This is a genomic window from Streptomyces humidus (assembly GCF_014649655.1).
Taxonomy (GTDB): domain Bacteria; phylum Actinomycetota; class Actinomycetes; order Streptomycetales; family Streptomycetaceae; genus Streptomyces; species Streptomyces humidus.
Window position 1 is genome coordinate 24,318 of sequence record NZ_BMTL01000049.1, and the last position, 14,885, is coordinate 39,202.

At 68.3% G+C, this 14,885-nt stretch carries 10 protein-coding genes and 2 pseudogenes; 6 read left to right on the top strand and 6 right to left on the bottom strand.

Going from position 1 to position 14,885, the window contains the following annotated elements:
- Positions 1–28: 28 nt before the first annotated feature.
- Entirely contained in the window at positions 29–1,789 is a 1,761-nt protein-coding gene (locus tag IE239_RS37345) for an amidohydrolase (protein WP_190153909.1), read from the bottom strand.
- A gap of 423 nt (positions 1,790–2,212) precedes the next feature.
- Between IE239_RS37345 and styD the strand changes: the two genes are divergently transcribed.
- The 6 genes and pseudogenes from styD to IE239_RS42690 form a co-directional block, all read left to right on the top strand.
- Positions 2,213–5,011: a phenylacetaldehyde dehydrogenase StyD gene (gene styD / locus IE239_RS42685; RefSeq protein WP_229878640.1), complete on the top strand. Its 2,799-nt coding sequence runs from the start codon at positions 2,213–2,215 to the stop codon at positions 5,009–5,011.
- A 77-nt stretch (positions 5,012–5,088) separates the two neighbouring features.
- Positions 5,089–5,706, top strand: a complete 618-nt coding sequence (locus tag IE239_RS37355; RefSeq protein WP_190153910.1) for a TetR/AcrR family transcriptional regulator — start codon at positions 5,089–5,091, stop codon at positions 5,704–5,706.
- A gap of 86 nt (positions 5,707–5,792) precedes the next feature.
- Positions 5,793–6,089, top strand: coding sequence for a MaoC/PaaZ C-terminal domain-containing protein (locus tag IE239_RS37360; RefSeq protein WP_190153911.1), 297 nt, complete (start codon positions 5,793–5,795; stop codon positions 6,087–6,089).
- 24 nt (positions 6,090–6,113) lie between these two features.
- Positions 6,114–7,658 carry an AMP-binding protein gene (locus IE239_RS37365; RefSeq protein WP_190153912.1) on the top strand — a complete coding sequence of 515 codons (1,545 nt, stop codon included), beginning with the start codon at positions 6,114–6,116 and terminating at the stop codon, positions 7,656–7,658.
- A 63-nt stretch (positions 7,659–7,721) separates the two neighbouring features.
- Positions 7,722–8,087 (top strand): annotated as a pseudogene (locus IE239_RS37370) (TerC family protein); the annotation flags it as partial.
- A 254-nt stretch (positions 8,088–8,341) separates the two neighbouring features.
- Positions 8,342–8,386: pseudogene (locus IE239_RS42690) on the top strand (hypothetical protein); the annotation flags it as partial.
- Between the two features lie 167 nt (positions 8,387–8,553).
- Here IE239_RS42690 and hpaD read toward each other — a convergent pair.
- From hpaD to hpaB, 5 genes are read right to left on the bottom strand one after another with little or no spacing between them, the layout of a single operon-like run.
- On the bottom strand, positions 8,554–9,558 hold the full coding sequence (gene hpaD, locus IE239_RS37380) for a 3,4-dihydroxyphenylacetate 2,3-dioxygenase (protein WP_190153913.1): 1,005 nt from the start codon (positions 9,556–9,558) through the stop codon (positions 8,554–8,556).
- Complete coding sequence (gene hpaE / locus IE239_RS37385; RefSeq protein WP_190153914.1) at positions 9,555–11,042, bottom strand: 5-carboxymethyl-2-hydroxymuconate semialdehyde dehydrogenase; 1,488 nt, start codon at positions 11,040–11,042, stop codon at positions 9,555–9,557. The genes hpaD and hpaE overlap by 4 nt, the downstream gene beginning before the upstream one ends.
- Positions 11,039–11,971, bottom strand: a complete 933-nt coding sequence (gene dapA / locus IE239_RS37390; protein WP_190153915.1) for a 4-hydroxy-tetrahydrodipicolinate synthase — start codon at positions 11,969–11,971, stop codon at positions 11,039–11,041. Before dapA ends, hpaE begins: the two co-directional genes overlap by 4 nt.
- The gene (locus IE239_RS37395) at positions 11,968–13,413 is read right to left on the bottom strand and encodes a fumarylacetoacetate hydrolase family protein (RefSeq protein ID WP_190153916.1); all 1,446 of its coding nucleotides are present in this window, start codon (positions 13,411–13,413) and stop codon (positions 11,968–11,970) included. Before IE239_RS37395 ends, dapA begins: the two co-directional genes overlap by 4 nt.
- The gene (gene hpaB / locus IE239_RS37400) at positions 13,413–14,879 is read right to left on the bottom strand and encodes a 4-hydroxyphenylacetate 3-monooxygenase, oxygenase component (protein ID WP_190153917.1); all 1,467 of its coding nucleotides are present in this window, start codon (positions 14,877–14,879) and stop codon (positions 13,413–13,415) included. The genes IE239_RS37395 and hpaB overlap by 1 nt, the downstream gene beginning before the upstream one ends.
- Positions 14,880–14,885 lie beyond the last annotated feature (6 nt).

The following is a 14,885-nucleotide window of genomic DNA, read 5'->3' on the forward strand; positions in this document are numbered from 1 at the left end:
GGGGCGTGAGCCCGTGGCAGGCCCGCGCCTACGCGTCCGGGCCCGCCGTCGCGCCGGGCGCCTTGAGCGAGCCGTTGTCGTGGACGATGCGCCCGCCGACATGGGTGCGCATGACCTGCGTCGACGGCAGCGCGTCGAGGTCGCAGGTGATGGGGTTGCGGTCGACGATCGCCAGGTCGGCGTGGTTTCCCGGAGCCAGGGATCCGATGCCGTCCCAGCCGAGGACCTTGGCGCCGTTGGCTGTCCACATCTGGAAAACCTCGGCGCGGGAGACGACTTGGCCCGGCCCGGCGTTGGATCGACCGCTGGGGAACATCTCGTGGGTGATGGCGAGCTTCATCTGTTCGAAGGGGTTGGTGGGGCCCCAGTCCATGGATGCGGCGACCGTCAGGCCGGCGTCGATGAGGTGGCGGAGCGGGTTCAGCAGGGGGAGCGCTTCGGGTCCGACCCGTTCGGCCAGCGTGTCGCCCTTGCCGAAGGTGAAGCTCATGCTGGTGGTCATGTCGAAGCCGAGCTCGGCGTAGCGCTGAGCCTGATCCTCTCGGATCAGGATGCCGTGCTGGAGGATCCAGCCCGTGCGCACGAGGTTGTGCTTGCGCATGACCTCGGCCGTCAAGGCGATGTGCTCGTCGTGCTCGTCCGGGCTTCCGGCGCACAGGTTCAACCGCAGCCTGCGCTCGGCGCAGAACTCGTACGCGGCGCGAAGATTCTCTTCGCTCATCCAGCGGTTCCCGGTGGTCCGCTCGCCCCAGGCATCGCGGTATCCCGCGTTCCACGGCATCATGCCCGCGTTGCACGGCCCGTAGACAGAGGCCGTGATCCCGTCGATGCGCAGCCAGTCGTCGTCGAGGGTGCGCATTGCGAGCGCGGTCTCGAGGGTCGCCAGCAGCTCGTCGGGCGACTTGTTCCGGTCCGTGGGCAGCGCTCCCGACTCTAGTTCCGGTGCCACCTGGACCCGAAGGCTGAGCATGTCCATAGCGCGCAGGCCGCGGTACGCCTCGACGAGGGAGAGGTCCATCGCGTGGCACTCGTAGATCGTCGTGATGCCGAGCGCGTTGTAGCCGGCCATCGCCTCCATGAAGACCGGGGGCACCAGGTCGGGCTGGATCAGCGGCGGCATCCGCTCCTGCAGTTGCATGAAGAACGGGTCGAAGTTGTAGTAGTTGGTCACGGCGCCGCGCAGGATGCCCGTGGGGGTGCCCTGGTCGTCCTTCTCGATCCACACATGGGACACCTGGTCAGGGCTGGACGGGGTGATCCCGACGGCGGCGAGCGCCGCGGAGTTCAAGGCACAGATGTTCGGCAGCGTCGGCGCCCAGGCTTGGATCATGACGGGATGGTCGCTCGTGGCGTGGTCGAGGACGCGGCGGTCGGGCAGGGCGCCTTCGGCGAGGTCGCGGTAGGACCTGCGGTTGAAGTAGTGCGGTTCCCCGACGGGGGTGGTCCTGATCCACTCGCCCTTCGGAGTCTGCGCCGCTTTCCGGCGGATCGCTTCGACGATCTCGTCGTGGTTGCGCGCCTGGGAGAGGTCGACCAGGGGTGCCCGGAGCGCGGCGAAGTTCAACAGGTGCGGGTGGGTGTCGACGAGGCCGGGGATGACCGTGGCGCCGTCCAGGCTCAGGCGCTCGGCTTGTGGATCCGCGGCGCGCAGCGCCTCCTCGTTGGAGCCCACGGCGGCCACACGGCCGTCCCGGATCAGGATCGCCTCGGCGGTCTCGCCCGCGTCCAGCAGTACCTCGCCGTCGATGTAGACGATGTCGGCCTGTCCATTGTTCGATCCGTTGCCCATGGGCTGCCCTTCCTTGCGGATGCGATGTCAGCTGGCAAATGAGTACGACTCGTTGGTTCGTTCCTTGCCTGTCAGCTGCGCCCACACTGCGGAGCCGGCCGTACCGGTCAGGCAACGTCGTGGTGATGGAACCGAAGTCCTGCGACCTCTCGGCCTCTTTGACGGTCGTGAGCGGGTCTATCCGCGGAAGTGTGGCGCAAAACGATGTTTACAGGCGTACCGTTCAGCGTCAAGACATGGCGTACGCTAACTTTCCGGTCCGTTCAGAAAAATGTCCAGCGTCCGGAGCCGCCGGGCCTACGGTGCGTAGGTGCCCTGCTCGACGTGTGACCGAGGACTGGAGATGTGTCGACGCTAGCTGTACTAGTAGTTAGATATGTGTACGGTTAGTTCAGAAATCTGGCTCGGCTGACAGGAGACGTCATGACCACCGCGAGTACGTGGGCAGCTCGGGCGCTGATGGCCCGTCGGGAGGCGGTGGTGGGGCGGCACTCGCCCATGTTCTACGACGAACCGCTCCACGTGACGTCCGGTCAGGGAGTCTGGCTACGCGGCACGGATGGGATCGACTACCTCGACGCCTACAACAACGTTCCCCATGTCGGGCACTGCAACCCGGCCGTCGTCCGGGCGATCGCCGACCAGGCCGCGCTGCTGAACGTGCACACGCGCTACCTGCACGAGCCCGTAGTGGAGTATGCCGAGGCGCTTCTGGCGACCTTCGACCCGCGCTTGGACAAGGTGTTGTTCACCAACAGCGGATCGGAGTCCAACGAACTGGCACTCCGGATCGCGCGCCAGCACACGGGCAATACGGGCATCGTGGTCACGGATTTCAGCTACCACGGCAACACCACGAGCCTGGCCGAACTCACCACCGGCCTTCGCGTCAAGGAGCGGCTCGGCTCTCATGTCCGTGCGCTGCGCACTCCGGACCTCGACGCGGACGAGCGGCCCGTGGAGGACGTACTTGACGAAGCTTTGGATCAGGTCGCTGCCGCGTTGGCGTCGCTGAAGGCAGCCGGACATGGCGTCTCTGCTTTCCTGTTCGACCCGCTGTTCTCGACAGAAGGACTCCTTCGTACGCCGCCGGGCTACGTCGAAGCCGTGGCGACCATGATCCGTGCGGCGGGCGGCCTGGTCATCGCGGACGAGGTGCAGTCCGGGCTAGGAAGGTCCGGCTCGCAGTTCTGGGGCCACGAGCTGTACGACATCGCGCCCGACCTGGTGACGTTGGGTAAACCGCTAGGCAACGGTCATCCAGTGGGCGGCGTGGTCACCACGACCGAACTGCTGGAGGAGTTCGGCACGGACAACCTCTACTTCAACACCTTCGCAGGCAATCCGGTCTCGGCCGCCGCGGGTCTGGCGGTTCTGCGGGAGATGGCCGACCGCGAGCTGCAGCGAAACGCATGGGACGTCGGTGCCCGCGCGCGCGAGCTCCTGGAGAAGCTGGTCGAGCACCGGCCCCACGTCAAAGCGGTGCGGGGGCAGGGACTCTTCTTCGGCCTGGAACTCGTCGATGACAACGGTCAGCCGGGAACCGCGCAGGCGAAGTGGGTCGTCGAGAACATGCGCCGCCGAGGGGTCCTGATCAGCAGGATCGGCCCGCACGACAACGTTCTCAAGATCCGCCCACCGATGATCTTCGAACGGGAACATGTCGATCTGCTCGTCGAGCGTCTCACCGCGAGCCTCGACGATCTGGAAACCACTGAAGCACACGAGCAGGCTGCATCGCCGGCGTCGGCCACCAGGAACGGAAGGAAAGGCAGAGTGAACTCTCCGCTTCGGACAGGGCTGTTCATTGACGGCAAATGGCGCTCGAATTCGAATAAGTTCGACGTTCTGAACCCGGCGGACGGGTCGCTCGCCGCCCGCGTCTCCGCCGGTGGGGAGTCCGACGTGGACGATGCGGTGCAGGCCGCCCGGCGTGCGCTCGCCGGCGAGTGGGCCGAAGTTCCGGGCGCCAGGCGCGCTGCGCTGCTGAACCGCCTCGCGGACATGGTCGAACGGGACGCCGACACGCTGGCCCGTCTCGAAGCCCTGGACATCGGCAAACCGGTGGGACAGCCCGCCGCGTTCGACGTGCCCAATGCCATCGCGACGTTCCGGCATTTCGCCGGTTGGGCGGACAAGATCCAAGGCACGACAGTGCCGACCGCCGGTTACCAGGGTCGCCCGACACATTCCTACACGGTGCGTGAACCGATAGGCGTGATCGGCGCGATCATTCCCTGGAACACCCCGCTGATGATCGCCGCCTGGAAGCTGGGACCGGCGCTGGCGGCGGGAAACACAGTGGTAGTCAAACCCGCCGAAGACGCCCCGCTGTCGATCCTGCACCTCGCGGGACTCATCGAGGAGGCTGGATTCCCGCCCGGTGTCGTGAATGTCGTCCCTGGCTTTGGCGACGTGGCGGGAGCTGCCTTGGTGCGTCACCCAGGCGTTGACAAGATCAGTTTCACCGGCTCGCCGGAGGTCGGCCGGGAGATCCAGAAGGCCGCTGCCGACACCTTCAAACGGGTGACCCTGGAACTGGGCGGCAAGAGCCCACAGATCGTCCTGGAGGACGCCGATGTCGAGGCGGCGGTTCAAGGGATCGCCATGGGCCTGTTCTTCAACCAGGGCGAAGTGTGCGCAGCGGGAACGCGGATCCTGGTTCACCGGTCGCGCTACGAGCGCGTCGTCTCGCTGCTGGCGGACGTGGCGAAGGCTCAGGTGGTGGGTGACCCGTTCGACCCGGACACCACGATGGGTGCGCTGATCAGCCGCGAACATCTGGATCGCGTCCTCAGCTATATCGAGCGGGGCAAGGCCGAGGGTGCACGGCTCGTCGCGGGTGGCGGTCGCCCCTCGACGAAGGGATATTTCGTCGAGCCCACGATCTTCGCGGATGTCCGCAATGACTCCGCCATCGCCCGCGAGGAGATTTTCGGCCCGGTCGGCGCGGTGATGCCTTTCGATGATGTCGATGAGGCCGTTCGTATCGCCAACGAGACCGAGTACGGGCTCGCTGCCACCATCTGGACCCGCGACGTGAGTCTGGCGCACACGGTGGCGCGGCGGTTGCGCGTCGGGACCGTCTGGGTCAATGGTTGGGCGGCCATCGACCCGGCCCTGCCCTGGGGCGGTATGAAGGCCAGCGGCATTGGCCGGGAGCTGGGTTGGAGCGGCATCCTGGCCAGTACCGAGGAAAAGGTCGTCACCGTTGTGCTCTGAACGATTCCGCGTGCTCCGCCCGGGTATCGCCGGACATCACCGGCCGGCGATGAAGTCGACATCGAAGGAGTCCCGTCGTGGCTGCCAGAGCTAAATCGGATGAGCGCTCGGCGCGGCCGTCGCTACGGGAGCGGAACCGGCTGAGGACGCGCCGGGAGCTGCTCGACGCAGCGCTGGAGGTCTTCGCCGAATCCGGGTACGGTTCGGCCACCGTGGAGAACATCGCCGCCCGAGCCGGCGCGTCCAAGGTGACGTTGTACAGCTATTTTCCGCAGGGCCGCGAACAGTTGTTCCGGGAGCTGTACGAGGAGATCAACAACGAGTTGATCGAGAAGGTCAATGAGATCTTCGCCGGCGAAGGCGACCTCACCGACCGCGTGGTGGCCATGATGGGCGCGGTGCTCGAGATTGGTCAACGGCCTCTGATCGGCCGCTTCTATTCCATCGACGACCCGGCATTGGACGTTGCGCTGACGCCCGTGCGAGGCCACGCCTCCCGTGTCTGCGCTGACCTGATCGCCGCGGATCTCGCTGCCGCGCGCAAGGCCGGTTCGGTCACGACGAAGGCCACACCAGAGGCGATCAGCGAACTGTTGGTGGGGGCGGTGCGTTCGGGCCTGTCAAAGGTAGCCCGGCAGCGTGCCCAGCCTGCCGACATCCTCGAGGCCATGCGTGCCCTCGTCAGCGGACTATGAGCACGGCTGGTCCTGACTGAAAAATGAGGTAGCCGCCGATTGCTCGTTCCCCCGAGCGATCGGCGCTGATCCCGAACCCGCCAAGGATGCCGGTCGGAACCACTGTGGCGCACGGCTACCTCACCCTGTCGCTGCTCATCCCGCTGTGGACCCAGCTCCTGGATGTAAGCGACGCCACAACGAAGGTCAACTACGGGCTCGACAAGGTGCGTTTCCCCGCGCCCGTGCCAGCCGGAGCGTCGATCCGGCCGGCCGGTTCCATCGCGAAGGTCGAGGAAGCGGCCGTCGGCGGTGTGCAGATCACCGCCGACGTCGTGGTCGCCATCCGAGATGGCGCCAAGCCGGCGTGCATAGCGCAGCCCGTGTTCCGGTTCCACCATTGAGCACCGTGCGACAAGGGAGTCGTCATGATCTACCGCAGTCCCGAGCCAACCATTGAAGTTCCCGACGTCTCGCTCGTGGATCATGTCCTGGCGCGAGCCCGGGAGTTCGGCGACAAGGTCGCCCTGGTCGACGCGGCCTCGGGTGAACGGCTGACCTACCGCGAACTCGTCGAGGGTGTCGACGCCGGGTCCGGGGCGCTGGCTCGGCTCGGCGTGCGACCCGGCCAGGTCGTCGCCGTGATGAGCCACAATCAACCCCGTTATCCGCTCGCGGTATACGCGGCGCTCGCGATCGGCGCCGCCGTCACTCCGATCAATCCGGTGCTCACCACCGGCGAACTGATCAAGCAGCTCGCCGGCTCGCAGGCAAGCGTCCTGATCACGTCGGAGGAAGCGGCGGGTAAAGCGGCCGAGGCCGCTGACGCAGCGGGCATCGAGCTCCGGTTCGTCCTCGGCGAGGCGGAGGGCTTCCGGCCGTTCAGCGAACTGACCGGCTCCGGCGCCTCCCGGCCCCGGGTGGCCCTCGATCCCGCCACGGCGATCGCGGCCCTGCCGTTCTCCAGTGGCACGACCGGCCTGTCGAAGGGGGTGATGCTGACCCACCGCAACCTGGTCGCCAACCTCGAGCAGATCGCCGCCGGGTGGCCGGTTACCCAGGACGAGGTCCTCGCGGCTGCGTTGCCGTTCTTTCACATCTACGGGTTTACCATCATCCTCAACTCCGCGCTCAAAGCCGGTGCGACGGTCGTGACGCTGGCCCGCTACAGCCTTCCGGCGTACCTGAGGATGGTGCAGGAACACCGAGTGACCCGGGCATTCCTGGCACCTCCGATGGTGCTGGGTCTGGCCACGGACGATGAGGTCGGCGGCTACGACCTGTCCTCACTGCGGTTGGCCATCTGTGGGGCGGCGCCCTTGGACGTGGACGTGACCGCACGCGCTGAACGACGGTTGGGCTGCCTGATCCGTCAGGGGTACGGCATGACCGAGGCCAGTCCCGGAACGAACTCGGTACCTGATGCCGAGTTCGCGACGACCCCGGCGGGGTCGGTTGGGCGCCTGATGCCTTCCACTGAGGCCCGTCTGGTCGACCCGGTCACCGGCGACGACTGCGATCCTGGGCAACCCGGCGAGCTGTGGATCCGCGGCCCACAGGTGATGGCCGGTTACCTGCACAATCCCGCGGCGACCGCCGAGACACTCGTCGCGGACGGTTGGCTGCGGACGGGCGACATCGTCAAGGTGGACGAGTCCGGCAACTTCTGGGTCGTTGACCGGTTGAAGGAACTGATCAAGTACAAGGGCTACCAGGTCGCACCCGCGGAGCTGGAGTCGTTGTTGCTCACGTACCCCGAGGTGCGAGACGCTGCTGTGGTCGGCATGCCACATGCGGAAGGCGGCGAAGCTCCGAAGGCCTTCGTGGTCTCCTCGGCACCCCTGGACCCGGACGACCTGATGACGTGGGTCGCGGAACGGGTGGCGCCGTACAAGAAGGTGCGGGCGGTCGAGTTCGTGTCGGAGATCCCGCGTTCGGCCGCGGGGAAGATCCTCCGCCGGCTCCTCAAGTAGCGACAACCGCAGGAGGCCGGCCCCCGTCCGCACCCGGTTTCCTGCGTGGGTTCGTCTTACGCAATGGCGGCCCCTCTGCTCGCGGTGGTCGCCGCGATCGAGGCCGCCGACCTGATCTTCGCCGTCGACAGCGTCCCGGCCGTCCTCGCAGTCAGCGACGACACCTTCATCGTCTACACCAGCAACGCGTTCGCCATCCTCGGCCTGCGGGCCCTCCACTTCATGCCCGCTGGCCTGCTGGACCGCTTCCACTACCTGAACAAGGGCCTGGCGATCATTCTCGCCTTCATCGGCGTCAAGCTCATCCTCCAGGCATCCCACAAGATGATCAGCCCCGGCATCCCGGAAATCCCCTCACCGATCAGCCTCGCAGTCATCGTCATCGTCCTGGCAGGTTCCGTGGTGCTCAGCCTCCCCACGGCGCCCCGTACTGGTCGGGCAACCCGGAGCGGGCCGGCTGGACCAGGCGCCCAGGCGCCCAGCCGCCCGCAGCGGCACCCGCGAACTGCGCGGTACCCCCTGCTGCCCCGGCGTCGTCGAGGGGCCCGCGGTGGTCACCAACACCCCCCGCGACATTGGCGGCGGCATCCTGCTCAATTACCGCACCGACCCCGGCTGGGTGGCCGCGCTGTCCTCGGCCGCCGCGCTGGTCATCGAATGGGGCGGGCAGCTCTCTGACTCATGTGGCGGTCACGGCGCGGGAGTTGGGTATCCCCACCGTCGCCCAGGCTAAGAACGCCACGACCGAGATCCGTACCGGCACACGCCTGCGCGCCACCGGCGCCGCCGGCACGGTCACCGTACTCGCCGACCCGCCGGAGGATGGCGGACACCGCGCGGTGAGGGGCCCCGGAAGGGCGCGAAGCACCTCCGGTCCCCCCAACCGCCCGGAGCGTCAGCCGAGGCCGTCCGCACCCACCTGGACCGCGGACTCGTCGAGGACGGTGTCGGTGACGGGCCGCGGGCGTCCGTCCAGGTCAAGGACGGGGACGGCCTCCTTGTACCAGGACTCGATGACGGCGTTGCCCCAGAAGTCGCGGCGGCGGTCGTCGCGGACGTTCCAGCGGTACGTCTCGTGGTCGGGGTCGCCGGTGTAGTAGTCCGAGGTGTAGATCTCCACGCGGTGGCCGTCGGGGTCGCGGAGATAGAGGTAGAAGGCGTTGGAGACGCCGTGCCGGCCGGGGCCGCGTTCGATGTGGTGCTCCTTGTGCAGCGAGCCGAAGAGGTCGGCCGCGCGCAGGACCTGGTGGGACTCGTGGGTGGCCACCCCGACGTGGTGCAGGCGCGGCCCGGCACCCCCCGTGAAGGCGACGTCGTGGACGGTCTGCTTGCGGTACATCCAGGCCGCGTACAGCTCGTGCTCGTCGCCCTCGATGGTCTCCGAGCAGCCGAAGCCGAGGGAGCGGTAGTGGGCGTAGGCGGCGGGGATGTCGGGGGTGCAGATGTTGAAGTGGTCGAGGCGGGCGATCTCGGCGCCGTGGCGCAGGTCGTAGCGCTGGATGAGGCGCTCGGCGCGGTCGATCTCGTGGAAGAACTCCACGGGGAAGCCGAGCGGGTCGACGACGCGGACGGCGTCGCCGATGCCGTGTGTTCCCTCGCCCTTCTTCACGCGCCGGACGGGACGGCCGAGGTCGGCGAAGAACTTCTCCGCCTTGTCGACGTCCTCGGGGGTGCGGACGCGATAGGAGATGTGGTCGAGGGCCGCCAGCTCGCCCTTGCGCAGCACCAGCGAGTGGTGGGTGAGTTCGTCGGTGCCGCGCAGGTACAGCGACTCGGCGTCCTCGTGCTGGACGTGGAAGCCGAGCATGTCGACCCAGAACCAGCGGGCTGCGCCGAGGTCGGTGACGGCGAGCTGGGCGTAGGCGGACCGGACGACGTCGGGGGCGTTCGAGGCGATCATGATGTGGCTCCGAAGCGGGGGGTGTGCACCTCGGTGAGGGCAACGTGGACGATCTTCGATTCGGTGTAGAAGTCGATGCTGTGGGCGCCGCCCTCGCGGCCGACGCCGGAGGCCTTGACGCCGCCGAAGGGGGTGCGCAGGTCACGGACGTTGTGGGAGTTGATCCAGACCATGCCGGAGGCGACGGCGTGCGCGATGCGGTGGCCGCGCTTGAGGTCCGAGGTCCAGACGTAGGCGGCCAGCCCGAACTGCGTGGCGTTGGCCAGGTCGATCGCCTCGGCCTCGTCGTCGAAGGGCGCGACGGCGACGACGGGGCCGAAGATCTCCTCCTGGAAGATACGGGCGTCGCGTTCGACGTCGGCGAAGACGGTGGGCTGGAGGTAGTTGCCGTCGGCGAGGTGGTCGGGGCGGCTGCCACCGGCGACCAGACGGCCCTCCTTCCTGCCGATCTCCACGTAGTTCAGGACGCGCTCGTAGTGTTCGGGGTGTACCAGCGCGCCGACCTCGGTGGCCGGGTCGGAAGGAAGCCCGACACGTACGTTGGCGGCCCGCTCCGCCAGTCGCCGGGTGAACTCCTCGTACAGCGGGCGCTCGACGAGTACGCGTGAACCTGCCGTGCAGCGCTCCCCGTTGAGGGAGAACACGCCGAACACGACCGAGTCCAGGGCGGCTTCCAGGTCGGCGTCGGCGAAGACGACGACCGGGGACTTGCCGCCCAGCTCCATCGACACCGTCTTCAGGTGCTCGGCGGAGGAGCGAATGATGTGCCGGCCCGTGTCGGAGGAGCCGGTGAAGGAGATCAGCGGCACGTCCGGGTGGTCGACGAGGGCCTGGCCGGCCTCCTCGCCGATGCCGTGGACGATGTTGACCACTCCGGCGGGCACGCCTGCCTCGTCGAAGATCTCCGGCCAGAGGGATGCCGACAAGGGGGTCCACTCGGCGGGCTTGAGGATCAGCGTGCAGCCGGACGCCAGCGCGGGGGCCAGCTTCCAACTCTCCAGCATGAAGGGGGTGTTCCACGGCGTGATCAGCCCGGCGACCCCGACCGGGGTGCGCACCACATAGCTGAACTGGTCCTCGCCCTGGCGGAACGCCTCCTCGCCGAGGGCCACGATGACATCCGCGAAGTAGCGGAAGTTCTCGGCAGCGCGCCGCGCCTGGCCGCGCGCCTGCGTGATGGGCAGACCGGAGTCGTACGACTCGAAGGCGGCGAGCCGGTCATGGCGGGCCTCGACGGCCTCGGCGATCCTGTACAGGACACCCGCGCGGGCCCGGTTGGACAGCCCGGCCCACTGCGGGAACGCGACCCGGGCGGCCGTCACCGCCCGGTCCACGTCGGCCGCGGAGCCACGCGCGGCCTGTGCGTAGGCCGTGTTGGAGACCGGGTCGGCGACGTCGAACGTGCGACTGTCGGCCGCGTCCACCAGCTCGCCGCCGATCCAGTGCCGGATCACGGAGGGAAGGTGCTCAGGGGTGGGGCTCACTGCGCGGCTCCGATCTGCTGGGTGAGGTCGCCGCCCTCGGAGAGGAGCGCCCGGATCGTCGTCAGGCCCGCGTCGGTGGGGGTGATCAGCGGCGGGCGGACATGGGGTGACGCGATACGTCCCTGCTGGTGCAGCACCCACTTCGCCGGCGCCGGGTTCGTCTCGACGAACAGGAGGTCGACGAGCGGGTGCAGGCGGTAGTGGATATCGCGGGCACCGTCGAAATCGCCCGCCTCCCACAGCTCGTACATCCGCGCCACCGCGCCGGGCGCCAGATTCGCGACGGCCGAGACGAACCCCGCACCGCCGAGCGCCAGCAGCGGCAGGCAGAGCAGCTCGATGCCGGACCACACCAGCAGTGAGCGCCCGCAGGCGTGCAGGACGCGCGAGAAGTGCTCGAAGTCCTTCGTCGTCTCCTTCACTCCGACGAAGTTCTCGAAGTCGGTGAACAGCCGCTTCACCGTCTCGGGCGCGATGTCGACGGCCGTGCGGGAGGGCACGTTGTAGGCGACGATCGGCAGGTCCGGGAACTCCCGGGCCACCGTGGCGTACCACTGGTACAGCGCCTCCTGCGTGGGGCGCGCGTAGTACGGCGTGATCACCAGCGCCGCGTCCGCGCCCAACTCCTGTGCGGCAGCGGTGAGTTCAAGGGTCTCGTCGAGCTTGTGGGAGCCGGTCCCGGGCAGGAACGGGACGCGGTCGCCGATCTCCTCGACCGCCGTCCGCATCCCCGCGATCCGCTCGGCCACGCTCTGCGAGCTGGGCTCGCCGGTGGAGCCGCCCAGCGAGATGCCGTGCGAACCGGACTCCAGCTGGAAGCGGATCAGCGCGCGCAGGCTGTCGTGGTCGACGGCTCCGTCCGAGGTGAAGGGGGTGATGGCGGGAGCGATGGAGCCGCGGATGGTGGACGGGTCGCTGCGGAACTTCATGAGTGCTCTCCTTGCGTGCTGCGCTGCTTGCGCCACCGCTCGTACGTCTCGTGCCAGTCGGGACCGAGGGGATAGAGGCCGTCGATGCCGTGTCCGGCGCGCACCTGTTCGGTGATGAAGCGCTCCTTCTGTTCCTGCTCCCGGCAGTCGATGATCAGGTCCTCGGCCAGCTCGGGCGGTACGACGACCACGCCGTCCGCGTCTCCCACCAGCAGGTCGCCGGGCTGCACGAGCGCACCGCCGCAGGCGATCGGCACTCCCGTGTCCCAGGGGACGTGGCGGCGGCCCAGGACGGAGGGGTGGGCGCCGCCGTGGTAGACGGGCAGGCCGAGTTCGGTGACTGCGGCGCTGTCGCGCAGGCCGCCGTCGGTGACGACGCCGGCCGCGCCGCGCTGCTGGGCGCGCAGGGCGAGGATGTCGCCGAGGGTGCCGGCGGAGGTGTCCCGACGGGCGTCCATGACCAGCACATGACCGGGTCGCAGCTGCTCGATGGCCCGCTTCTGGGCGTTCATGCCGTTGCCGTACCGCTTGAACAGGTCCTCGCGCAGCGGCAGGTAGCGCAGTGTGTGGGCGACGCCGACCATCTTCGTGTCCGGCCGTGTGGGACGTACCCCGTCGATGGACATGTGCGGCAGCCCGTGCCCCCGCAACTGCGCGCTGAGCGTGGCGACCGCTACCGAACGCAGGCCTTGCTCGATGCGTTCGTCGAGCAGTGGCTCGCGTGTGTACGCGGCTCCGTGGGCGGCCTCGCGTTCGGCCGCGTCCGTCCTCGGCATCGCTCCGTACGTCTCCAGGGCGGGCCCGGAGGCGATGGGGTTGCGCAGCCGCCCGGTGGACTGCCCGCTGCCGGTGACCTCGACCTCCACCGTGTCGCCGGGGGAGACCACGGACGCGCCGGCCGGAGTGCCGGTCAGGATCACGTCCCCGGGCTCCAGGGTGACCAGTCTCGACAGGTCGGCGACGAGCTGTCCGAAGGGGAAGAGGAGCGTGTCGGTGGTGTCGTCCTGCACGAGTTCGCTGTTGACCCAGGTGCGCAACCGGAGTGCGGCCGGGTCGAGTTGGTGGGCATCGAGCAGTCGCGGCCCGATCGGGGTGAAGCCGTCGGCGCCCTTGGAGCGGAGGTTGGAACCACGATCGGCATACCGCAGGTCGTAGACCCCGGCGTCGTTCGCGGCGGTCACCCACCGCACGTGGGACCAGCCGTCCTCCGGCCGTACCCGCTGGGCCCGGCTGCCGACGACCAGGGCGATCTCGCCTTCGAACCCGAGAAGTTCACACCCCTCCGGGCGGACGATGGCCTCCTTGGTGCCTGCCAGCGACGAGGGGGGCTTGAGGAAGTAGGAGGGCTGGGCCGGGATCCGGCCGCGCTCCTTGGCCCGGCTGGGGTAGTTGAGATGGACGGCGATGATCTTCGACGGGGGGTTGCCCAGGGGGTGCGTCATCAGGAGCGCTCCAGGCTGTGCTGGTCCAGGAAGTTCTGGACCTTCGCCTTGTACGGCTCGCGGTCGTACGACTTCACGTATGCGCCGGCCATCCGGACGGGGTCGCCGAAGAAGTAGTACTCGTACAGGGCCTGGCGGCTGGAGAAGGCGGAGATGCAGGTGTCCCAGACGAGCCGGAAGAGCTTCACGCGCTCGGGGCCGGTGAGGGTGGCCGACTGGAGGTAGGCCTCGATGTCGGCGGCGGCCGGGCCGGTGATGTCGAGTTCGGTCGGGGTGGCCATCAGGCCGGAGGCGCCGAGCTTGCGCAGGATCTGCGGGAAGCGCTGGTAGAGCTTGGGGTAGAGGTTGCGGGCGGCGTTGAGGGGGGCCCAGGCCGGGGTCAGCACCCCGTACTCGTTGATCTCGGCGTCGGCTTCCGCGGCGCGCAGGAAGGCGCGCAGCGTCTCCAGGGTGGTGATGATCTCGGCGATGTCCTCCTGGACGTGCTGGAACTGCTCGATGCCGATGGCCTCGGTGAGCAGTGTCACCAGTCCGAGGATGTACTCGGTCTTGGCGGTGGTGCGGGTGACGACCTGGTGGGTCATGTGCACCACGGAGGCGGTCTGGGAGTAGAAGCCGTTGCACAGCTCGGCGTCACCGAGGGCGAAGCAGCGCTCGAAGGGCACGTGCACGTCGTCGAAGACGACGACGCAGTCCGATTCCTCGAAGCGGGAGGCGAGGGGGTGGTCGTGGCGCGGGCGGTCGTAGTCGAGGGGCTCGCGGGCGATGTAGCGCAGGCCGGGGGTGTCGTTGGGGATGGCGAAGGCGTACGAGTACGGCTTGTCCTCGGGGGTGCCGCGGAGCACGGTCGAGGGGAAGACGAGCATCTCGTCGGAGAAGGGGGCGATGGTGGCGAGCATGCGCGCCCCGCGGATCACCACGCCGTTGTCGTCCTCCTTCACGATGCGTGCCGCGAGCTTGCCGCCCGCCTGCTGGGTACCGGCCACGGCCCGGTTGACCTGCGGCGGGATCAGCGTGTGGGTGCACAGCAGATCCTCTTCGCGGGCCTTCTCGTAGTAGCGGCGGATGTTCTCGCCGAAGGCGGGGTTGGACTGGGCGAACCAGTCGGCGGCCGACGCGAGCGCCATTAGGGAGCTGTTCATGTAGTCGCCGGTGCGGCCCAGCATGCCGTTGCTGTGGTCGGCCCACACCTTGAACGCCTTACGGCGCTTGACGAGATCGTCGGGGGTGCGCGGAGTGAGGAAGGACGTGCCGACCGGCTCACCGGAGGTGGGGGAGGCGTAGGTGAGGACGTCCTTGTGTGCGTCGCTGTGCTGGAGGTCGTACAGCTCGGCGTAGGTCCGCACCACGTTGCAGAAAGCGGGGTGCTCCTGGATTCCTCCGGTGAGCGTCTCGCCCTGGATGTGCACGGTGGGGCGGGACTGGGAGAGGCGCTCGAGGAATTCCTTGCCGGTGCGTGCGGCCATGGTGGT